At 67.6% G+C, this 20403-nt stretch carries 23 protein-coding genes and 1 tRNA gene; 19 read left to right on the top strand and 5 right to left on the bottom strand.

The window, feature by feature from the left end; translation table 11 throughout:
• Window positions 1-47: 47 nt before the first annotated feature.
• Entirely contained in the window at window positions 48-647 is a 600-nt protein-coding gene (locus BJQ94_RS10335; RefSeq protein WP_265398640.1) for a vitamin K epoxide reductase family protein, read from the bottom strand.
• Window positions 648-925: 278 nt separating this feature from the next.
• Between BJQ94_RS10335 and BJQ94_RS10330 the strand changes: the two genes are divergently transcribed.
• The 4 genes from BJQ94_RS10330 to BJQ94_RS10315 all read left to right on the top strand — a co-directional run bounded on the left by BJQ94_RS10330 (window position 926) and on the right by BJQ94_RS10315 (window position 7038).
• Window positions 926-3607: an Rne/Rng family ribonuclease gene (locus BJQ94_RS10330; protein ID WP_265398691.1), complete on the top strand. Its 2682-nt coding sequence runs from the start codon at window positions 926-928 to the stop codon at window positions 3605-3607.
• Between the two features lie 132 nt (window positions 3608-3739).
• Window positions 3740-4777 carry a permease gene (locus tag BJQ94_RS10325; protein ID WP_265398641.1) on the top strand — a complete coding sequence of 346 codons (1038 nt, stop codon included), beginning with the start codon at window positions 3740-3742 and terminating at the stop codon, window positions 4775-4777.
• A gap of 19 nt (window positions 4778-4796) precedes the next feature.
• The gene (locus BJQ94_RS10320) at window positions 4797-5615 is read left to right on the top strand and encodes a TIGR03943 family protein (RefSeq protein WP_265398642.1); all 819 of its coding nucleotides are present in this window, start codon (window positions 4797-4799) and stop codon (window positions 5613-5615) included.
• Window positions 5605-7038 carry a hypothetical protein gene (locus tag BJQ94_RS10315; protein ID WP_265398643.1) on the top strand — a complete coding sequence of 478 codons (1434 nt, stop codon included), beginning with the start codon at window positions 5605-5607 and terminating at the stop codon, window positions 7036-7038. The genes BJQ94_RS10320 and BJQ94_RS10315 overlap by 11 nt, the downstream gene beginning before the upstream one ends.
• 8 nt (window positions 7039-7046) lie before the next feature.
• Here BJQ94_RS10315 and BJQ94_RS10310 read toward each other — a convergent pair whose 3' ends face one another.
• Window positions 7047-7334: a DUF4031 domain-containing protein gene (locus BJQ94_RS10310; RefSeq protein ID WP_265398644.1), complete on the bottom strand. Its 288-nt coding sequence runs from the start codon at window positions 7332-7334 to the stop codon at window positions 7047-7049.
• Window positions 7335-7556: 222 nt separating this feature from the next.
• Here BJQ94_RS10310 and rplU point away from each other — a divergent pair, with 222 nt between their 5' ends.
• The 10 genes from rplU to BJQ94_RS10260 all read left to right on the top strand — a co-directional run bounded on the left by rplU (window position 7557) and on the right by BJQ94_RS10260 (window position 14557).
• The gene (gene rplU / locus BJQ94_RS10305; protein ID WP_066595881.1) at window positions 7557-7865 is read left to right on the top strand and encodes a 50S ribosomal protein L21; all 309 of its coding nucleotides are present in this window, start codon (window positions 7557-7559) and stop codon (window positions 7863-7865) included.
• Window positions 7866-7883: 18 nt separating this feature from the next.
• Window positions 7884-8141, top strand: a complete 258-nt coding sequence (gene rpmA / locus BJQ94_RS10300; RefSeq protein WP_066595878.1) for a 50S ribosomal protein L27 — start codon at window positions 7884-7886, stop codon at window positions 8139-8141.
• A gap of 84 nt (window positions 8142-8225) precedes the next feature.
• Window positions 8226-9809 (top strand): GTPase ObgE, encoded by a 1584-nt coding sequence (gene obgE / locus BJQ94_RS10295; protein ID WP_265398645.1) that lies wholly within the window; start codon window positions 8226-8228, stop codon window positions 9807-9809.
• A 20-nt stretch (window positions 9810-9829) separates the two neighbouring features.
• Complete coding sequence (gene proB / locus BJQ94_RS10290) at window positions 9830-10630, top strand: glutamate 5-kinase (RefSeq protein WP_265398692.1); 801 nt, start codon at window positions 9830-9832, stop codon at window positions 10628-10630.
• A gap of 4 nt (window positions 10631-10634) precedes the next feature.
• Complete coding sequence (locus BJQ94_RS10285; protein WP_265398646.1) at window positions 10635-11981, top strand: glutamate-5-semialdehyde dehydrogenase; 1347 nt, start codon at window positions 10635-10637, stop codon at window positions 11979-11981.
• A gap of 110 nt (window positions 11982-12091) precedes the next feature.
• Window positions 12092-12298, top strand: a complete 207-nt coding sequence (locus tag BJQ94_RS10280; protein ID WP_265398647.1) for a hypothetical protein — start codon at window positions 12092-12094, stop codon at window positions 12296-12298.
• Window positions 12299-12313: 15 nt separating this feature from the next.
• Window positions 12314-12907, top strand: a complete 594-nt coding sequence (gene nadD, locus BJQ94_RS10275; RefSeq protein WP_265398648.1) for a nicotinate-nucleotide adenylyltransferase — start codon at window positions 12314-12316, stop codon at window positions 12905-12907.
• Complete coding sequence (locus BJQ94_RS10270; RefSeq protein ID WP_265398649.1) at window positions 12904-13944, top strand: hypothetical protein; 1041 nt, start codon at window positions 12904-12906, stop codon at window positions 13942-13944. Before nadD ends, BJQ94_RS10270 begins: the two co-directional genes overlap by 4 nt.
• 47 nt (window positions 13945-13991) lie before the next feature.
• Window positions 13992-14411 (top strand): ribosome silencing factor, encoded by a 420-nt coding sequence (gene rsfS / locus BJQ94_RS10265; RefSeq protein WP_265398650.1) that lies wholly within the window; start codon window positions 13992-13994, stop codon window positions 14409-14411.
• Window positions 14412-14484: 73 nt separating this feature from the next.
• Window positions 14485-14557 (top strand) — tRNA-Ala (locus BJQ94_RS10260).
• 136 nt (window positions 14558-14693) lie between these two features.
• Here the strand turns inward: BJQ94_RS10260 and BJQ94_RS10255 are convergent.
• Together BJQ94_RS10255 and BJQ94_RS10250 are read right to left on the bottom strand one after the other, a co-directional pair.
• Entirely contained in the window at window positions 14694-15500 is an 807-nt protein-coding gene (locus BJQ94_RS10255) for a PspA/IM30 family protein (RefSeq protein WP_265398651.1), read from the bottom strand.
• Complete coding sequence (locus BJQ94_RS10250; RefSeq protein ID WP_265398652.1) at window positions 15497-16120, bottom strand: hypothetical protein; 624 nt, start codon at window positions 16118-16120, stop codon at window positions 15497-15499. The genes BJQ94_RS10255 and BJQ94_RS10250 overlap by 4 nt, the downstream gene beginning before the upstream one ends.
• Window positions 16121-16330: 210 nt before the next feature.
• On the opposite strand from BJQ94_RS10250, the gene BJQ94_RS10245 reads away from it, so the two are divergent.
• Both BJQ94_RS10245 and BJQ94_RS10240 read left to right on the top strand, forming a co-directional pair.
• The gene (locus BJQ94_RS10245; protein ID WP_265398653.1) at window positions 16331-16681 is read left to right on the top strand and encodes a zinc ribbon domain-containing protein YjdM; all 351 of its coding nucleotides are present in this window, start codon (window positions 16331-16333) and stop codon (window positions 16679-16681) included.
• Between the two features lie 54 nt (window positions 16682-16735).
• Window positions 16736-17251 carry a heme-binding protein gene (locus tag BJQ94_RS10240; protein ID WP_265398654.1) on the top strand — a complete coding sequence of 172 codons (516 nt, stop codon included), beginning with the start codon at window positions 16736-16738 and terminating at the stop codon, window positions 17249-17251.
• 24 nt (window positions 17252-17275) lie between these two features.
• On the opposite strand, the gene BJQ94_RS10235 is transcribed toward BJQ94_RS10240, so the two are convergent.
• A complete protein-coding gene (locus BJQ94_RS10235) occupies window positions 17276-17863 on the bottom strand; it encodes a GNAT family N-acetyltransferase (protein ID WP_265398655.1) in 588 nt (195 codons plus the stop codon).
• Window positions 17864-17921: 58 nt separating this feature from the next.
• Here BJQ94_RS10235 and BJQ94_RS10230 point away from each other — a divergent pair, with 58 nt between their 5' ends.
• From BJQ94_RS10230 to BJQ94_RS10220, 3 genes are read left to right on the top strand one after another with little or no spacing between them, the layout of a single operon-like run.
• The gene (locus BJQ94_RS10230; RefSeq protein ID WP_265398656.1) at window positions 17922-18332 is read left to right on the top strand and encodes a YchJ family metal-binding protein; all 411 of its coding nucleotides are present in this window, start codon (window positions 17922-17924) and stop codon (window positions 18330-18332) included.
• A gap of 46 nt (window positions 18333-18378) precedes the next feature.
• Entirely contained in the window at window positions 18379-19047 is a 669-nt protein-coding gene (locus tag BJQ94_RS10225) for a response regulator transcription factor (RefSeq protein ID WP_265398657.1), read from the top strand.
• Window positions 19044-20363 carry a HAMP domain-containing sensor histidine kinase gene (locus BJQ94_RS10220; RefSeq protein WP_265398658.1) on the top strand — a complete coding sequence of 440 codons (1320 nt, stop codon included), beginning with the start codon at window positions 19044-19046 and terminating at the stop codon, window positions 20361-20363. The genes BJQ94_RS10225 and BJQ94_RS10220 overlap by 4 nt, the downstream gene beginning before the upstream one ends.
• The last annotated feature ends 40 nt before the right edge of the window (window positions 20364-20403 follow it).

Here is a 20403-nt window from a genome sequence, read left to right as displayed (position 1 = left end):
AACGTCACGTTTTCGGGGCCCTTCTCACGGCTCGCGGGACCAGGGGCTTAGAGGCGGTGGAGGAAGTCCATCTGGAGCTGGGCCACCGTGGCCGCCACGATGTAACAGGCGATCGTGATCACGAAGATCCACGAATACGCGCCGGCGGCCAGCCGGCGGATACGTGCCGAAACTGGAATATGGCCGGTCTTGAGGTTGTACAGGGTCACGGTGAGGAACACCGGGATCGTCACCGTCCAGGTGACCATGCACCAGGGGCAGAGCACGTCGAGCACGAAGAAACTCTGACCCATCAGCCAGATCACGAACACCAGCGCTCCGGTGACACCCAGGTTCAGGCCCAGCCAGAACCAGCGAGCGAAGCGGGCGCCGGAGAGGATCGCGGCGCCGATGGTGATCACCACGCTCCAGGCGGCCACCCCGATCAGAGGGTTCGGGAAGCCGAACAGCGCACCCTGCCAGGACCCGAGGTTGGTGCTGCAGCCCACCAGCACACTGAAGTTGCAGGACAGCTGCGCCGTCGGGTCTTCCAGCATCGTGAACTTGTCGAGGGTGAGCGCGAAGGCCGCCGCGAAGCCGATCGCACCGGCAATGATCAGGAAAACGGCGAGGCCGACCGGCGGCTTTTTTGAGGTGGTGAGTGGCACATTCGGATTATGTCATGTGTCGCGTACGCGACCCTGGGAATGCGTGCGATAATCGAAACAGTCGTTTGAGCCGCGCTCGAACCGATGCCAAAAGGCTTAATGGGCGATACTCGCCCAGATTCATTGGTCGTAGACCAAAGGTATTAGCAACCAGAGCCACGGGCCGGTTGCGGAACGCAATAGGATTCGCGGGGTTTTCGCGCAAGCGGAAGCGTCGCACGAGAGAGTAGCCGAGTGGGTGGCGCGGTCGCCCACACCGGTCAAGGAGCGCACCAGTGATGGTGGAAGACAACGAAAACAAGAAGCGCAAGGGCCTGTTCGGCACTCGCAAAACAACCAGGAAGGCAGCCCCAGCTCAGCAGGACGCACCGGCCGCAGAGGCGCAACGGACCTCCGTCCCCGCAGCCTCATCCGTCGTAGCGTCGGTCGTTGATGTTGACGCGCTGAACGTGGACGCGCTCGACCAGCCGGTCGCATTCCCCGCGCTGCCGACTCCGTTCGACGAGAGCGTCGAGGTGGTTCGCCGCCCGACCACATCCCTGATCTTCCAGGCGCCGGCGATCCTGCCGGCCCCTGTGCGTACCGGTGGACGCGTGCTCGACGATGAGGACGACGACTCCGAAGAGGCCTCGACAGTGCGCCGCCGCGCACGCCGACGCACCGGCGAAGAGGGCCGCAGCGACGACCCCGCCAACACCGTGGTGCGCGTGCGCACCCCGCGTGAACCCGAACTCATCACCGAACCGCAGCGCATCAAGGGCTCGACCCGCCTCGAAGCCAAGAAGCAGCGCCGCCGCGACGGCCGCGACGCCGGCCGCCGCCGCCCGGTCATCACGGAGGCCGAGTTCCTCGCCCGCCGTGAGTCCGTCGACCGCGCCATGGTCGTGCGCGCCAAGCACAACAAGATCCAGATCGGCGTTCTCGAAGACGGCGTGCTCGTTGAGCACTACGTGGCCAAGAACCAGGATGCCTCGCTGATCGGCAACGTCTACCTCGGCCGCGTGCAGAACGTGCTGCCGAGCATGGAAGCTGCCTTCGTCGACATCGGACGCGGCCGCAACGCCGTGCTCTACTCCGGCGAAGTCGACTGGGACGCCGCAGCGGTGAACTCCCCGGGCGGCAGCCAGACGCGCCGCATCGAACTGGCCCTCAAGCCCGGCGACAAGGTTCTCGTGCAGGTCACCAAGGACCCGATCGGCCACAAGGGCGCCCGGCTGACCAGCCAGGTGTCGCTGCCCGGCCGCTACCTCGTCTACGTTCCCAACGGTTCAATGAACGGCATCAGCCGCAAGCTGCCCGACACCGAACGAGCGCGCCTGAAGAAGATCCTCAAGGAGGTCCTGCCCGACAACGTCGGCGTCATCGTGCGCACCGCGGCCGAGGGCGCGACCGACGAACAGCTCACCCTCGACGTGAACCGCCTGACGAGCCAGTGGGCCTCCATCGCCAAGCAGGTGGAGACCGTGTCCGGACCGGCCCTGTTGCACAGCGAACCCGACCTGCTGATCAAGATCGTGCGCGACGTCTTCAACGAGGACTTCCACAAGATGGTCATCTCCGGTGATGACGCCCAGGAAGTCATCGAGTCCTACCTGCGCCAGGTCGCCCCCGACCTGGTCGAGCGCGTCCAGCGCTACGAGGGCGAGATCGACGCTTTCGACGAGTACCGCATCTCCGAACAGATCGAGAAGGCCTTGGACCGCAAGGTCTGGCTGCCCTCCGGCGGTTCGCTCGTGATCGACCGCACAGAGGCGATGACCGTCGTCGACGTCAACACCGGCAAGTTCGTCGGCTCCGGCGGCAACCTCGAAGAGACCGTCACCAAGAACAACCTCGAGGCGGCCGACGAGATCGTACGCCAGCTGCGCCTGCGGGACATCGGCGGCATCATCGTCGTCGACTTCATCGACATGGTGCTCGAGTCCAACCGGGACCTGGTGCTTCGCCGCCTGGTCGAGTGCCTCAGCCGCGACCGCACCAAGCACCAGGTGGCCGAGGTCACCTCGCTCGGCCTCGTGCAGATGACCCGCAAGAAGCTCGGTCTCGGTCTGCTCGAATCCTTCAGCGAAAACTGCGAGGCTTGCGCCGGACGTGGAATCGTCATCCACCACGACCCCGTCGTCAAGCACCGCCAGACCGCGCAGCCCGCCCAGGAACGCCGTCCGCGCAGCAAGTCCACCGGCAACGGCGGCAACGGAGCATCCGGCCACGACGGCGGACACTCCGGGCAGCGCAACAACGGCAACCAGCACTCCGGCGGCACGCACGCGCCGGCTCAGGCGGATGCCGCCAAGGCCGGCCACGGCACCCACGGCATCACCGAGGACGCCAAGCACGCCCTCGCGCTGATCGCCGCCCGCACCATCTCCCGATCGCTGACCGGTTCGATCCCCGTGATCGCACCGACAGACGCCGGCCAGGACGGCGAGACCGCACTGCCCGCCACCGCGTTCGCCGACCAGCCCGTCACCGAGCCTGCCGTCGTCACCGAGTCTGCTGCCGCGACCTCCGACGGCGCGAACACGGACACAGCGAACGACTCGGGCGCCGAACCGACCGAGCGCAGTCAGACGACGCGCTCGAACGGCCGCGGCAACCGCGGCCGGTCCGGCGGTCGTGGCGGCCAGACCTCCGACGGAGCCGGCGACACCGAGTCGGCCGGAGAGCCGGCCGCAGTGCCGGTCGGCGAACCGACGACAGCGGAGAGCAACTCGACCTCGGCGGGAACGCCGGAGACCGACGCCGTCGAGATCCTGGACATCCCGGTGACGAAGTCGCCGCGCAGTCGCCGCCCGGTGAGCAAGCAGGTCACCGACCAGTTGCTCGATTCGGTTCTCGACTCCCTGCCTGAGCCCAAGCAGCCCGGCCAGGGCCGCTCGCGCAGCCGCCGGGTCACCACGAACGGCGGCCCCACCGCCACCGTGCAGCCGATCGTGGTTCCCACCCAGGACAACCGCTAGGACCACGGACAACCGCTGGGGTCACCCTCAGCACACGCACGCCGGCGGCGTCACCCGAGGGTGACGCCGCTTTCGTGTCGGCAGCTTGCGGCTGCCGCCTGAGTGCCTGAGCCGCTCCACTATGCTGAGTTCATGCACGGGGATCGGGCACGGGTGCGTCGCGTTCCCACCGGTCTTCTCCTCGGTATCGCGCTCGTGGCGCTGGCATTCCTGGTGCGGGCGGTGAGCCCGTCCTTCCCCGGTTGGGGCCTGCCGGACCGGGCCCAGGACACCGTCACCCTCGCCCTGAGCGTGATTATCGAGTCCGCGCCCTTCGTCTTCCTCGGCATCCTGCTCTCCACCGTGGTGCAGGTCTGGTTGCCGCACGGATTCCTGCTCCGGTTTCTGCCCAGGCACCCGCTCCTGCGCCGGGCGGCCATCTCCTTGCTCGGCATGTTCTTTCCGGTCTGCGAGTGCGGAAACGTGCCGCTGGCCCGCGGGTTCATGGTGGGCGGGTTCACAGTGCCGGAGTCGATCACCTTCCTGCTCGCCGCGCCTATCCTCAACCCGATCACGATCATCACGACCCACCAGGCCTTCGGCTTCGGCGACGGCATCCTGATCACCCGGATCGTGGCCGGCTTCGTGATTGCGAACGTCATCGGTTGGCTGTACAGCCGGCATCCGAATCCGGACAGCCTGCTGACCCCGGCCTTCGCCGCCAGCTGTGCCCGGCCGGAACCGGCCGGGCACGACCACGACCACGGCCAGACGATCGGCCGGCGACCGAGCCGTCTCCAAACCTCTGTCGACCTCTTCGCCAGGGAGACCGCCGTCATCATGCCCGCGCTGTTCATCGGGTCGCTGGTGGCGGCCCTCACCCAGGTCTTCGTGCCGCGATCCGTGCTACTCGCCCTCGGGAGCAACCCGGTCTGGTCGGTGCTCGCGATGATGGCGCTCGCCTTCATCGTCGCCGTCTGCTCCAATGTCGACGCGTTCTTCGTGCTGTCGTTCGGCAGCACCTTCATGCCGGGCGGGATCGCCGCCTTCCTCACCTTCGGAGCCATGATCGACGTCAAGATGCTGGCGCTGATGCGCACCACCTTCCGCACGCGCACGCTGGTGCAGATCACCGCGCTCGTGGCACTCATGAGCGCCGCCGCCGGATTGCTGGTGAACTATGTCGGCTAGAACGCGGTGGGCGAGAACCATGTCGGCTCAGCGCGCACCCGGCCATCCCGCTGGGCCAGGCAGCGGACCGGCCTGGCCGGCGCGTCTGGCCGAACGCTGGCGCGGCATCGGCCTCAGCCTCGTCGTAGTCGTCGCGACGGTCTGGCTCGGCCTGACCGGCCAGCTGGGGCTGTACATTCATCCGCGGTATTTCGTCTTCACCCTGGTGATGGCCGCCCTCGGACTGGTCTTCGTGGTGGCGTCCTTCTTTATTCCCTCTTCCGTCGTTCCCGCAGCGCAGGCCGGGAAGCGCTCCTCGCCGCGCCGACTGCTGGCGACCGTGACCGGAAGCGCCCTCCTGCTCGCCATCGCCGCCGTGGCCGTGCTCGCGCTGCCGCCGGCCACCCTCACGAGCGCCACCGCAACCCAGCGCGAGGTCAACTCGGGTGGGCTGGACACCACGGACGCGGCAGCGCAGGCGGCCACCCTGGTGGGAACAGGCGACTACGAGCGGCTCAGCGTGAAGGAGTGGGTCTCCCTGCTGGCCCAGTCGGACGACCCGGCCCTCTTCGCGGAAAAGACCGCACGTCTGACCGGATTCGTGCTGCCGGACGCCGACGACCCGGACAACGTGTTCTATGTGGCCCGATTCGTGGTGACCTGCTGCGCCGTCGACGCGCAACCGATCGGCGTTCCCGTCTACCTGCCCGGCTGGGCGAACACCTACAGCACCGACGAGTGGGTCGAGATCACCGGCTCGTTCGCACCGAACCCGAGCGGGCGGGCGCAGGCCACCCTCGCCGTCGAACCGACGGCCATCGAATCCGTCGAGCAGCCGAGCGACCCGTATGTCTACTGATTCCGCCGCATCGGCGGCGACCGGAGTGCCCGTGGACCGACTGTTCCGCCGGACGCTCGGCGGGCTGCTGGTCGGTCTCCTCGTGCTCTGCCTGGGCCTCGTGGCTGTCAACGTGCTCAACGGGCCGCGCCTGACCGGCACCAGTATTGACACCACCGCCGTGGTGACCCAGGCGAACCAACGCCTGGTGCTCGAGACCAACCAACAGCTGGCCGACGTCTCCGCGGACCAGGTGACCGTCACACCGGCCAGCGCCGTGCAGGTACAGACCACGAACGACACCATCATCGTCGTCTTCTCACAGCCGCTCGCCTACAACACCGCGTACTCGGTCGCCGTCACCGGAGTCACCGGGCCGTTCGCCGACCGCGTGTCCACCCTGACTACCTCGTTCCGTACAGAGGAGCCGCCCGTCTACGTGCTCACCCGCACCCCCGCGTCGGCGGGGGCGACGACCAAGGCGCCCGACCGGATCGTGCGCACGGCCGTTGGGTCGGCCGAGACGACCGAGGTCTTCACCGCACCGTACATCCAGTCCTTCGTGCCCAGTGGCGACGAGCTGGTGGTCGTGACGCTCGCGGACGACCTGACCAGCCGGCTCAGCCTCGTCGGCGCCGACGGAACCGCCAGGGAACTCACGCTGCCCGGAACCGGCACCGTGCAGGACCTGTTGGCATCGGGAGTCTCCGCCACAGTTGGATTCAGGTTCAGCAGTGTGGCAGGAGCAGCCGGGGCCGTCTACGACAACACACTCTTCCTGTTGGATCTGACGCAAGGCACGCTGTCCACCGTCGACGGCCTGGACGGCGCCCCGGTGCAGGCCATCAGCTGGGGGTTCATGCCGCACCGCGCCGAGATCGTGGCCCAGATCTTCGACACGACCCTGTTGCTGGTCGATCCACGCTCGGACGAGGCACCCATCCCGATCGGTCAGTTCCCCACTCTCAACGCCTTCGCCCCCGACGGGGTGCGCATAGCGGTCTCCGACCAGGAACGTCAGTATGTGCTCGACTTGTCGACGGGCACCGAAGACGCCATCGTTCCGCAGGATGTGGCCGGCACCACGCCGTACACAGCGGAGCTGCGATTCCTGACCGGGGGAGAAGGCTACGTGCAGCGGGTGGCCGAGTTCGACCAGGCGACCGGCCGGGTGCTGCAGTCCCTCATCCTGGTCAGCGGGCCACCGGGCGAGGAAACCAGCCGTCTGGTCTATCAACCGGTCCTCGACTACGAAACCGTCGTGGGGTTCAGCCTCTCGCCCAACGACCAGTACCTGGCGGTGCAGACCGTGCCGAACAGCGACACCCAGCTGACGGACGGGTATCCGGTCGGTGCCCAGGCGACGACGACGACGACCGTGTTCGTGGACATCGCTACCGGAGCGATCACCCGCAGCATCGTGGGGATCGACGCCACTTGGTGAGAATCGGCTCAGTTCCCGGGGGAGCCGTTCGCCCGCCGCGCCTTGGCGCTGACCCGCAGCCCGCTGGCGCGCAGCCGCGTCACGAGCCCCCGGAAATCCACGGGCTCCGCCCCTGCGGCCACGAGGCTGTCGTACCTGGCCTGCGGCACGTCGTAGTGGTCGAGGTCGAAACCACGACGGGGGATACCCTGGGCCGCGGCGAAGTCGTGCAGCTCCTCGATCGAGGAGTCGCTGACCAGATGGGACCAGAGCGTTCCGTGGGCCGGCCAGGACGGCTGGTCGATCAGTATGCTCATCCTGTGAGTGTAGAGATCGGCTCGCCGCGACACGCGGGGCCGACATGGTTTGACCGGGGCATTCCGATCAGCTAAAGTCGAGTGTTGGTGTGCGAAGGACTATGTCCAGGTAGCGCCCAAGGTTTTCTGACGTGACATGGTCCGACTTGGTCCATGGGCACTCGGTAACTTTCCATCATAGGAATCGGAGCCCCCGGGGTTCCCCAGAGATAGGTACGTAAAGTGGTTTACGCAGTTGTGCGCGCCGGTGGGCGGCAGGAGAAGGTAGAGGTCGGGACCATCGTAACGATGGACCGAATCAAGGCTGACAAGGACGGCAACGTCGAGCTGGCCGCCGTGCTTCTCGTCGACGGCGACAAGATCACCTCTGACTCGACGTCGCTGGCCAACGTCAAGGTCACCGCCGAGGTCCTCAACGACCTCCGCGGCCCGAAGATCGTCATCCAGAAGTTCAAGAACAAGACCGGTTACAAGAAACGTCAGGGGCACCGTCAGGAGCTCACTCGCGTTCAGGTCACCGGCATCGCCTAGGCCCGAGGAGAATAACTAATGGCACACAAAAAAGGTGCGAGTTCCACTCGCAACGGTCGTGACTCCAACGCACAGCGCCTCGGCGTGAAGCGCTTCGGTGGTCAGGTTGTCGGCGCCGGCGAGATCATCGTCCGTCAGCGTGGCACCCACTTCCACCCCGGCGTGAACGTCGGCCGTGGTGGCGACGACACCCTCTTCGCCCTCGAAGCCGGTTCGGTCGAGTTCGGTGCAAAGGGTGGCCGCAAGGTCGTCAACATCGTGGTGGCCGCCGCTTAGGCATCCACACAGCTTTTCAGCATGAGGGCGGGCTTCGGCTCGTCCTCATGTTTGTTTTTATCGCCACCTGAAAGGGGCATTCCCATGGCCACGTTCGTTGACCAAGTCACGCTGCATCTGCGAGCGGGCAACGGAGGAAACGGTTGTGTCTCGGTCAAACGCGAGAAGTTCAAGCCTCTCGCCGGCCCCGATGGCGGAAACGGCGGCAACGGTGGCGACATCGTCCTCGTCGCCGACCCGCAGGTGACCACCCTGCTCTCCTTCCACCGCTCACCCCACCGCAGCTCCGCCAACGGCGGACCCGGCATGGGGGACCACCGCAATGGCTACGGCAGCGACATCATCGAGCTGTCGGTGCCGCTGGGCACAGTTGTGAAGGACGTCGAGGGCAACCAGCTCGCCGACATGACCGAGGTCGGCGACCGTATCGTCGTCGCACCTGGCGGTCAGGGCGGGCTCGGCAATGCCGCCCTCGCCTCCACCAAGCGCAAGGCCCCCGGCTTCGCCCTGCTCGGCACCTACGGCTGGGAAGGCGACGTCCTCCTCGAGCTGAAGACCGTCGCGGATGTCGCCCTCGTCGGCTACCCGTCGGCCGGCAAGTCCAGCCTGATCGCCGCCATCTCCGCGGCCAGGCCCAAGATCGCCGACTACCCCTTCACGACCCTGCACCCCAACCTCGGCGTCGTCGACGCCGGCGAGGTGCGCTACACGGTCGCCGACGTCCCCGGCCTGATCGAGGGCGCCAGCGAGGGCAAGGGCCTCGGCCTCGAGTTCCTCCGCCACGTTGAGCGCTGCACCGCCCTGCTGCACGTGCTTGACTGCGCCACCCTGGACCCGGGCCGCGACCCGATCAGCGACCTTGACGTCATCCTCGGCGAACTCGCCGCCTACCCGGTCCCGGATGGCCAGACCCCGCTGCTCGAACGCCCCCAGCTGATCGCGCTGAACAAGATCGATGTGCCCGAGGGCCGCGAACTCGCCGCCTTCGTGAAGGCCGAACTCGAGGAACGCGGCTATCGCGTCTTCGAGATCTCCACGGTGAGCCACGAGGGACTGCGCCAGCTGAACTTCGCCCTGGCCGAAACCGTCGAGGCCGGCCGTGTCTCCAGTGCAGAGGCCGCGGCCCTCAAGCCCCGCATCGTCATCCGCCCCAAGGCCGTCGACGACAGCGGATTCATCGTGCGGGTCGAGGGCGGGTCCTTCGGCAACATCTTCCGGATCCTCGGTGCCAAGCCCGAGCGCTGGGTTCAGCAGACCGACTTCAAGAACGATGAGGCCGTCGGCTTCCTCGCCGACAGACTGGCCAAGCTCGGCACAGAGGACGAACTGTTCAAGGCCGGCGCGATCGCCGGCTCGACGGTCGTCATCGGCCCCGGCGACGGCATGATCTTCGACTGGGAGCCCACCCTCACCTCCACCGCCGAGCTGATCACCGCCCCGCGCGGCACTGACAGCCGGATGGACGACTCCAAGCGACGCACCAGCAACGAGCGCCGCGAGGAATACCTCAAGCGCATGGACGCCAAGTCCGCCGCGCGTGCGGAGCTCATCCGTGAGCGCGAAGCCGGCATGTGGTCCACCGGCGAAGAAGAGTTCAACGCCGGCGAGGGCGTCGTCACCGAGAACAACGCCGCCCGTCGTCGGGCCAAGGAGGGCGACTCCGAGTGACCGAGGGGGGAAGGCGCCGACTGGATCGGGGCGGCGTGGCCACAGCGACACGCATTGTCGTGAAGGTGGGGTCGTCGTCGATCAGCGGCGCCAACGTCGGCCAGATCGCGCCGCTCGTCGACGCCCTGGCCGCCGCGCACGGTCGGGGTGCGGAAGTGGTGCTGGTGTCCTCGGGTGCCATCGCCACCGGGATGCCCTACCTGCAGCTTGATGAACGGCCCACCGACCTGGCCACCCAGCAGGCGGCGGCATCCGTGGGCCAGAACCTCCTCATCTTCCGCTACCAGGACAGCCTGGACCGGTACGACATCATCGCCGGCCAGGTCCTTCTCACGGCGGGCGACCTGGACAACGCCGCACCGCGCAGCAATGCGCAACGCGCCATGGAACGACTCCTGGGTCTGCGCATCCTGCCGATCGTGAACGAGAACGACACCGTCGCCACCCACGAGATCCGCTTCGGCGACAACGACCGTCTGGCCGCCCTCGTGGCCACGCTCGTGAAGGCAGACCTGCTGGTGCTGCTCAGTGACGTCGACGCCCTGTACACGCGGCCGCCCCACCTGCCCGGCGCCGAACGTATCGACCACGTGGCGCTGGGGGACACCCTGCCCGGAGTCGAGTTCGGCTCCTCTCGCTCTGGCGTGGGCACCGGAGGCGCGGGGACCAAGGTCTCCGCCGCCCGGATCGCCGCCGAAGCCGGCACCGCCGTGCTGGTGACGTCGACGGCCCTCGTGGCCGAAGCCCTCAACGGCGCCCGGATCGGCACCTGGTTCGAGCCGGCCCAGCCGGCTCCTGCCGGTCGGTCTGGCCTAAACTAGGGGCATGTCGCAGACCCTCGCCGCCGCTGCTGTGCCCGCCGCCGAACCCACCGCCGGAGTTGCTGCAGTGTTGCCGGTCGGCCCGGAACTGTCTGCACCGGATCGTTCCGCGTTCACGGCCATGCTCGTCGCCGGCCGCGAAGCCTCCCAGAGGCTCGCTGCAGCGCCCACCCAGGTGAAGAACAGCGCGCTGCGCGGCATCGCCCAGGTGCTGAGGGACAACACCGACGACATCATCGCCGCCAACCAGCTCGACCTCGCTGCGGGCGCGGCGAACGGACTCAGCGCGGGACTGATCGACAGGCTCACCCTGACCGGCGCGCGGATCGCGGCTCTGGCCGACGCCGTGGGCGACATCGAACAGCTCACCGACCCCGTCGGCGAGGTGATCCGCGGCAGCAGCCTGCCCAACGGCGTCAAGATCAGCCAGGTGCGGGTGCCGTTCGGCGTCGTCGGCGTCATCTACGAGGCTCGTCCCAATGTCACTGTGGACATCGCCGCCCTCGCCCTCAAGAGCGGCAACGCCGCCGTGCTGCGCGGAGGATCGGCCGCAGCGAACTCCAATCGGGTGCTCGTCGACCTGATCCAGCAGGCCCTGATGACCGCCGGCCTGCCCGCGGCGTCCGTGCAGACCATCGACGGTTTCGGCCGGGCGGGCGCGACCAGTCTGATGCAGGCGCGCGGCCAGGTGGACGTGCTGATCCCCCGGGGCAGCGCCGGCCTGATCCAGGCCGTTGTCACGCAGTCGATGGTGCCGGTGATCGAGACCGGCGCCGGTGTCGTGCATATCTTCCTCGATGATTCCGCCAACGCGGACTGGGCGAGGGACATCGTGCACAATGCCAAGGTGCAACGCCCCAGCGTGTGCAACGCGGTCGAAACCGTGCTCGTGCACGAGGCAGCGGCAGAACGCCTACTGCCCGGCGTGCTCAAGAAACTGGCCGAGTCCGGCGTCACGATCCACGGCGACGCAGCAGTGCGAGCCCTGTTCCCGGCCGCTGTGCCCGCAACCGATGACGACTGGGCCACGGAGTACATGAGCCTGGACCTGGCCGTGGCCGTGGTTGCCGACCTCGACGCCGCGATCTCGCACATCCGCCGGTACTCCACCGGCCACACCGAATCGATCATCACCAACGACATCGTCAACGCCGAACGCTTCCTCAACGAGGTCGACTCGGCCGCGGTGATGGTGAACGCGTCCACCCGGTTCACCGACGGCGGCGAATTCGGCTTCGGCGCCGAGGTCGGCATCTCCACCCAGAAGCTGCACGCCCGCGGCCCGATGGGGCTGCCTGAACTCACCAGCACCAAGTGGATCGTGCGCGGAACGGGTCAGGTGCGCCTGTAACGGGCTGCGGCAGGCACCCCCGCTAGACTGGTCGCGGTGCCGCAGGCCGCCCGCCGCGTCAGCCGGTGAAGCACGTCTTTTTGAACCAAATCTTGTCGATCGGAGATCCCATGTTGTTCGTGACCGCTGTCCTTGCTGAGGTCGAGCATGCCCAGCTGCCCGTGCCCACCTGGGTCTACGGCCTCGTCGCCCTGATCATCTTCGCCGCCCTGGGCTTCGTGCTCTGGAGCTTCCGCGATGTCGCCAACCGCCACAGCGCCAAGGCCGCTGCCTACGCAGCCGCGCACGGTGCCACAGCCGGCCACGGCGGCCACTGATCCGATAGGCAGACCGTGACACGGGACCGCCCACGCATCGGCGTGATGGGCGGCACGTTCGACCCCATCCACCACGGCCACCTCGTGGCCGCAAGCGAGGTCGCGCAGAGCTTCAACCTCGACGAGGTCATCTTCGTGCCCACCGGACAGCCCTGGCAGAAACCCGACGTGACGCTGGCCGAACATCGCTACCTGATGACCGTCATCGCCACGGCGTCGAACCCGCGCTTCACCGTGAGCCGCGTCGACATCGACCGGACCGGCCCGACTTTCACGATCGATACGCTGCGCGACCTGCATGCCGAACGGCCGGATGCCGAGCTCTTCTTCATCACCGGCGCTGACGCCATCACCCAGATCCTGGGCTGGAAAGACGTGGCCGAACTCTGGAAACTCGCGCACTTCGTGGCTGTGAGTCGTCCGGGACATGACCTGAGCATTTCAGGATTGCCTAACCAGGACGTAAGCTTGTTGGAGGTTCCGGCTCTGGCTATCTCGTCCACTGACTGCCGGGCACGCGTGAACCGGGGCTTCCCGGTCTGGTACTTGGTCCCCGACGGGGTTGTCCAGTACATCTCAAAGCATCATTTGTATCGGAGTGTGGCATGACGTTGGGTAATAGCCCGCAGCCACTGACGCGACGACAGTTGCGCGAGTTGGCTCGGGAGAATGAGCCGGCTTCGGCCGAGAACGGCCAGTCGGTCGTTCCGTCGCAGCCCGCTGCCAACGCGCCCGAAGAACATCATTCGCGTCACACCTCTCCCGCTGTTCCTGTCGACCGCCGCGCGGAGGCCAGGCCCGCGCCCGCTCCGTTGCCGATTCCCGACCAGGGCGCCGACGACGTCGTCAGTGCCGCGATCGCGAGTGAGACCGGCCGCACGCTGACCCGCCGCGAACTGCGCGCCCTGCAGACGGCCGCCTCCGCCGGCGCCGAGTCGAGCGAAGACGCACCGGCAGCGCCGCCACGGATTGATTCCCCACGTTCGGACCCCGCACGTGTCGTTCCGGCAGCAGCCGCCGTTCCCGTCTCCGTTACTCCCGCTGGCAGTGTTGCCACGGCAGGCAGTGTTGCCGCGACAGGCAGTGCAGCTCCGGCAGGCAGCGCTCCCGCGGCCGACCCGGCCGGTTCGAACGGGCTCCACCCGCCTATCGGGCACTGGTCGGTCGACCGCGAGGACGACAGCCACATTCAGACCATCGGTCGTCGTGACGACCAGACCTTCGACGACCTGGTGGGACGCGGCATCGGCGCCGGCGGCATTCCCACCACGACCAATGCCCTGATCCTGCCTGCGATCCCGCGGCAGGGCACCGCCGGCCCCATCACGAGCACCGGCGAGATCATGATCACCGGATCGATCGACCTGCCGCGCAGCCTCGGCGCCACCGGCCAGCACCCCAACCTCTTCGACTCGTCGGAGATGGACCGGATGCTCGACCAGCTCGACGAGGGCGGTCACCACAACGACGTCGCCCCTGTGAGCGCGAGCCGTGCCGTGAGCACCCACACCTCCACCCGGGGCGTGATGACGCCACCCCGCAAGCGCGGAGCGTCGTTGCCGACCGTTCTGGCCATCACGGCCGCGGTGCTCGCGATCGGCGTGCTGTCACTCTTCGTTGTCGGCTACGCCTTCAACATCTACTAGACCTTTCTGTCCATCCTTTTCGCATTACTAACTCAGGGATTCAATCGATGACCGCTTCTGCCCACGCTCTCGAGCTCCTCAAGGTGGCCGCCGCCGCCGCCGACTCGAAAGCGGGGGAGGACCTCGTTGCCATTGACGTCTCCAACCCGTTGCCGTTGGCCGACATCTTCCTCATCGTCACCGGACGCTCCGAACGCAACGTCGTCGCGATCGCCGGCGAAATCGAAGACAAACTGATCGAGGCCGGCTACAAGCCGCTGCGCCGTGAAGGCCGCGCAGAGGGCCGCTGGGTCCTGGTGGACTTCGGCGACCTCGTGGTGCACGTGTTCCACGAGGAGGAGCGGGTCTACTACTCGCTCGAACGCCTGTGGAAGGACTGCCCGGTCATCCCCATCGACCTCGCGAGCGCACGTGCCCTCGACGACTCCGACGTCCCGTCTGCGGTCGAAATTGATGCCGCGGACTAGCGTTTGGTTCGCGAGCACTCAAAACATGTAGTAACCTAATGAAGTTGTTTCGGAGGAATTCGAAACAAAGTCTGGGTCCGTGGCGCAGCTGGTAGCGCACCTGCATGGCATGCAGGGGGTCAGGGGTTCGAATCCCCTCGGATCCACATAGTTAGAGAAAAACCCCCGATGACAGTAGTCATCGGGGGTTTTTTCACGCCCAATTACGTCGACTTCAAGGCAGTGCTGCGTTCCCCCGAAAAACTTTTTAGAAAAGTTTCTTCCGAGATTTCGGAGTCAGGCTTACGGTGCTGCCGGCCCCTGTCCGATGCTCAGCCAGCCGTGCGCCTGGTCACCGGGTCCGCCAGGACCACCGGGACGCTCAGAGGCATCAGCCGAGCGGCCAGAGCGCCCAGCCCTGGCGTCCTTCATCGCCTGGAGCTGACGGTCGACATCCGCTCTCATGGCGCCGGTGGAGAGCTGTCGCTCGAGGTCGGCGTCAGGCGGGGCCGTGAGGTCGTTCAGGGCGCCACTGGCGAGCAGCTCATCGGTGGCCGCTGCGCGAGCCTTCATCTGCGCCACCCTGTCGGTGGCGCGCTCGAGAGTGACGCCGACATCGCTCATCTGCGAGCCGATCCCCGCAGCGGCCTCATTCGCCCTGACCTGGGCCTCTGAGGCTGCATAGGTGGCCTTGATGGTCTCCTTCTCCGTGCGGAAGGCGGCGACCCGGTCCGCGAGACGTCGTTCGTTGTCCTGCAGGTGGGCCTGCTGCTGGGCCAACCCCAGGTACTGCTCCCGGAGAGCCCCAATCTGACGCTCCAGGAGGGACCGGCGTTCCAGGGCCGTCCTCGCCAGGTCTTCGCGTCCCTGGCTGAGCGCCTCCTGGGCCTGCGCGCCCAGGCGAGCATGCCGGGCACCCAGCTCCTCGCCCTGCAATTCGAGGCGCTTCTTCGCCGTCGCGACCTCGGCCAGGCCACGCCGCACATCCTGCAGCATCGCCACGAGCTGTTCATAGCTGTCGTCGAGGGCGTCGCGGGGGTCCTCCAGCCTGTCGAGGGTTCGGGATGCCTTGCTGCGGAAGACCACGCGCAGCCGAGAGCCGAAGGTCATGACTCGCTCCGTCCGGTGAGGGGATTCATCGAGGTCCGGTATCCGGCGGAACCTGCTCCACCACGTCCCGTGCGGCCGTTGAGTTCGTGCAACTCCCGCACACCGGCGTCCAGAGCAGCGATCTCGTGGTCGACATCGTCGGAGAGCGCAGCCAACGTGTCGTCGGTGAGGTCGCCGATGCCGGCGGCGACGGCCGAGCGGAGCCGGCGCACGAGGGCGCGGATCTGCTCCACCCGTCGACCGGCCGCGGGGACCGCCTCGGCGAGTACGACGGCATCCCGCTCGCTCAACAGCAGCAGCAACTGCGCATCGAGAGCGGCTCCCTCGCTGCTAATCCGTTCGAACAGCCGGCGCAGGTCGCCCTGTGGCGCGCCACTGCGACCGGCCAGGTCGAGGGCAGCCCGCCCGCTGGCGATGGTGTCGGCCAGTCGCAGGCGCAGTGTCAGGAGTTCATGCTGCCGGCCGACACTGAGCCGGGCCCGAGCGCGCAGTACCGAGTCGCCGACGGCCCGGCTGCGCCTGATCCTGGTGTACACCAGGCGCACCAGGACGACGACCGTCACCGTGGAGATGAGCATGATGGTTCCGAGGGCCAGCAGGACCTCGGCGAGCACGCTCATGATGACCACCCCCGCTTCGCTGGGGTGCGTGGCGAGAATTGGTTCAGATCCATGGCTCCACCTTCGTCAGGTTCGCATCGTCAGGCAGGTTTCTAGCGCACAAGGTACGCTCATAACCCTCGATTTGCCTTAGTGTCTTGATGCTGTTCTGACACCACCGGTCAGCCGGGTGTGGCGGCGGCCCTCGGCGGCGGCCCGTACGATGGGGACGTGAATGAGACCCTGCCCCCGTGCCCGGAATGCTCCAGCGATATGACCTACGAGATGGGTTCACTGTTGGTGTGCCCGCTCTGCGGGAACGAATGGGCCGCTGAGGCCGTCGCAGCCGATGAGCCGGCCGCGGAGGCCGTCATCACCGATGCGTTCGGCAGCGTCCTCGCCGACGGCGACTCCGTGACCATCGTCAAGGGCCTCAAGGTCAAGGGCGGCTCCAACGTGATCAAGGTCGGCACCAAGGTGCGCGACATTCGCCTGCGCCAGGGCGTGGGGGACCACGACATCGAGGCGCGGATCGAAGGCGTCACCACCCAGCTCAAATCCAGCGTGGTCAAGAAGGCCTGAGCAACCCACATCGACACCCCCCCGTTTCGGGGTGACGGGATTACACTCGCCGGTATGAACGAGCACCTGCCGTACACGGTGGTACGGGCCTTTCCGCGTTTCGACGTTCGACGGTATCCGGACTGTGTGCTCGTGCAGGTACGCGTGGACACCGACTTCGCCCGGGCCGCTCCGGCGGGTGCCCGGTCGCTGTACCGCTATCTCAACGGCGGCAATCAGGCCGCGACGGCCTTTGGTGTGACGGCGCCGGTGCTGCAGGAGCCGGCGGGGGAGTCGGAGCAACTGCTCAGCCTCGTGCTCCCCGTCGACACCGATCTGGCCGCAGTCCCTCGACCGTTGGACGACTCGGTGCAGATCCGGTCGGTGCCGGCCCACGAGGCCGCCGCTCTGCGGTTCAGCGGCGGATGGGCCAGCAGACGATTCATGGAGCGGGGCAGGGAGCTCCTGGCCGACGTGCGCGCCTTCAGGCTGGAGCCGCTCGGACCCGTCTACTTCGCACGTCTTGATCCGTTCTGGAAGCCGGGGTTCCTCAGCCACAACGAGGCGCTGGTGCGGGTGACGTCTGCCTGATCCCTGCCAGACGGGGCCCCAGGTTCAGGCCGGCGGATGGCGCCGGAGGACCATTCCCAGGTAGTCGGTTCCCTCGTGCGCGGGGCGAACCCGGCCGTCGTCCAGCCAGCCGCGCCGGGTGTAGAAACGCCGCGCGCGGTGGTTGAGCGACCACACGTCGAGCTCAGCGCGCGGGTACCCGCCCGCGGCCCAGTCCTTCTCGAAAGCGTCGTACAGCAGCGTGCCGATCCCCAGGTCCCAGTGGTCGGGGTGAACGTACAGCGCCACGAGGTGCAGCGCGTGCTCTGCGGCGCTGTGTTGTGCGACGTCGTCTGGTGGGACCTCCTGTGTCGGGGCTGCCGGCACCTGCACGGCGGTGAACCCCAGGAGTTCCCCGCCGCCGAACGCGCCGGTGAGCCGCCAGTCCTCGCGCCCCAGGCGGGAACGCCACAGCTCGGTGTACTCTGCCGACTGCGTGACAGTGTCGGGCCGGACCGACTCTGGCTCGACACCCTCTGGCTGGACAGCCTCTGGCTGCCCCGCCGCGTAATACGCACCGCGCGCCGCCAGGTGGACCCGGGTGACGGCATCCGCCGCGTCGGGTCTCAGCGCCTGCAGGGTGACCGTGCACATTTCGTCAGCATAACCATCCGGGGTCAACAGGCCGGTGGGATCGGGCGATAATTGCAGGATGCCCGCACCGGACCCCGCCGCGACGCCCGACCGCCACGCACGCTGTCCCTGCCTCAGCGGCAACGACTACGGCGACTGCTGCGGACGCCTGCACCGGGCGGAAGCCCGGGCGGCCACGGCCCAGATGCTGATGCGGTCGCGCTACGCGGCCTTCGCCGTGGGTGACGCCGACTACCTCCTGCGCAGCTGGCACCCGCGCACCAGGCCGGAGACACTCGAACTGGACCCGTCGGTGCGCTGGCTTCGGCTGGATATCGAACGGACGTCGAGGGGCGGGCCGCTCGACACCGAGGGGATCGTCGAATTCACCGCCTACTCGGTTCGGGATGGCATTCGAACTCAGCAGCACGAGGTGAGCCGGTTCGAGAAGGTGTCCGGAGACTGGCTGTACCTGGACGCCGTCGGCTGACACACGGGTGGAACGACCGGGCTACATGAGGGCGCATACTTTTGACATGGAAGACGATCCGCGCATCCTGGTCGTCGAAGACGAGGCCCGCCTCTCCGGCATGCTGCACGAGCTGCTGAGCAGCGAGGGCTATGCCGTCACATCGGCCCGAGACGGACAGCGCGCCCTGCACATGGGCCTCACTGAGCCTTTCGACGTGATCCTGCTCGACCGCGGCCTGCCGGTGATCGACGGCCTCGACGTGCTCACCAAGTTACGCGCCGCCGGGGTGCTCACGCCCGTGCTGGTACTGTCCGCTCTGGGAAACCCCGCGGACCGGGTGGAGGGGCTGGATCGTGGTGCCGAGGACTACCTCGCCAAACCCTTCGACCTCGACGAACTCCTCGCCCGGCTCAGGGCGCTGCGTCGGCGCGCTGTGTCCACTGTGCCCGTTCTGCGTGTTCCCGGCGGCAGGCTGAGCGTCGCCGACCGTGAAGTGATCCTCGACGACGGCGGCACCGTAACGCTGTCCGAACGTGAGTGCGACCTCCTCGAACGGCTCGCGCGCCGGCCGGACCAGACCTACCCGCGAGACGATCTTCTCAACGTGGTCTTCCCCGATGCCGATGACGACGGGGTCGTCGACACCTACGTGCACTACCTCCGCAAGAAGCTGGGCCGGGACTGCGTACACACTGTGCGGGGCATCGGCTACCGGATCGGGCGTCCGCTGTGACCCGCGAACGCCGGTCACGCACGGCGGGCGCGTCTGCACGAGCGAACACCCCGGATTCCACCTCGGAACTGCGCCGCGCCGCCCGGCGCCTGGCCGTGCAATTCACCGCCCTCATCGTGGTGTTGCTGGTCCTCGTGGGCGCTCTGGCCATGGCGATCGTGAGCGCAGCCCAACAGGAGGCGTCCGATCAGGAACTGCAGAACAGCGCGGCCATCGACTCGCCAGAGGAGACACCGACAGGGGTCTACCTGATGGTCGTCGATGACGGCCGGCTCCGGGCGTCCCGAGAACTGCCTGCCGAACTCCCGGACGAGGCCGCGCTCAGCGAGGTCGCCGCCAGCGGTGAGAGCGTCGAGACCTCGGTCACGATCGACGGGCACAGCTATCGCGTGCTCACGAGCGTCGTCGGCCCGCATCTCACCCAGGTGGCCGTTGATCAGCATCAGCGTGAAGAGGAGCAGGGTCGGCTGTTTCTGGCGCTGAGCGTGTCGGTGGTCCTGGCCGCTGTCGCGGCCTGGTTCCTCGCCGCCTGGATGGCGCGGCGCGCCATGCGCCCGCTCGCCCAGGCCCTCGCCCTGCAGCGACGGTTCGTGGCGGACGCGAGCCACGAGCTGCGCACGCCGCTGACGGTTCTCAGCACCAGAGCGCAGATGCTGCGCCGAAGGTTGCCCGCCGACGCCGCCCCTGCAAATGCCGTGCCCGCAGACGCCGTGCCTGGAGACGTCGTGCCCACCGCCACCGAATCCGTCAGTTCAATCCGCGGACAGGTCGATGAGATCATCCAGGATTCCCGGCTGCTGACCGAGATCCTCGAAGACCTGCTGATCGCCGCGGATCCTCGTGAGGTCGCCGAGCGGACACCGCTCGACCTGGCCGGGCTCGGCGACGACGCCGTGGTCGCGCTGCGCGACTCGGCCGCACGGCGCGGAATCACCCTGGAGCGCACGGGGTCGACGGAGCCGGTCATGGTCAACGGTGCCAAGATCGCTCTGCACCGCCTCTTCACCGCTCTCGTGTCGAATGCCCTGGACCACGCGACCGGAGCCGTGCGCGTCGAGATCACCACGTCGGGCGCGAACGCGGTCGTGCGGGTGCGGGACGACGGTCCCGGCTTCCCCCCTGACCTGAGCGGGCGCGCCTTCGAGCGCTTCGCCAGCGCGAGGCCCGGCGAGACGGGCCAGGGCGCCCCTCGGCACTACGGCCTCGGTCTGGCCCTGGTCGCCGAGGTCGCCGGCCGGCATGGCGGTACCGTCGCCATCGAACCGTCCGACGGAACGGGCGCCGTCGTCGTCGTGACGCTTCCGCTGCACCGGTAGCGGGTGGGATGCCGCTGTGAGCCTGGCGCCGTTGTGCGGC

The organism is Cryobacterium sp. SO2 (genome assembly GCF_026151165.2).
Taxonomy (GTDB): Bacteria; Actinomycetota; Actinomycetes; order Actinomycetales; family Microbacteriaceae; genus Cryobacterium.
This window is presented reverse-complemented; position numbering and strand designations above follow the sequence as displayed.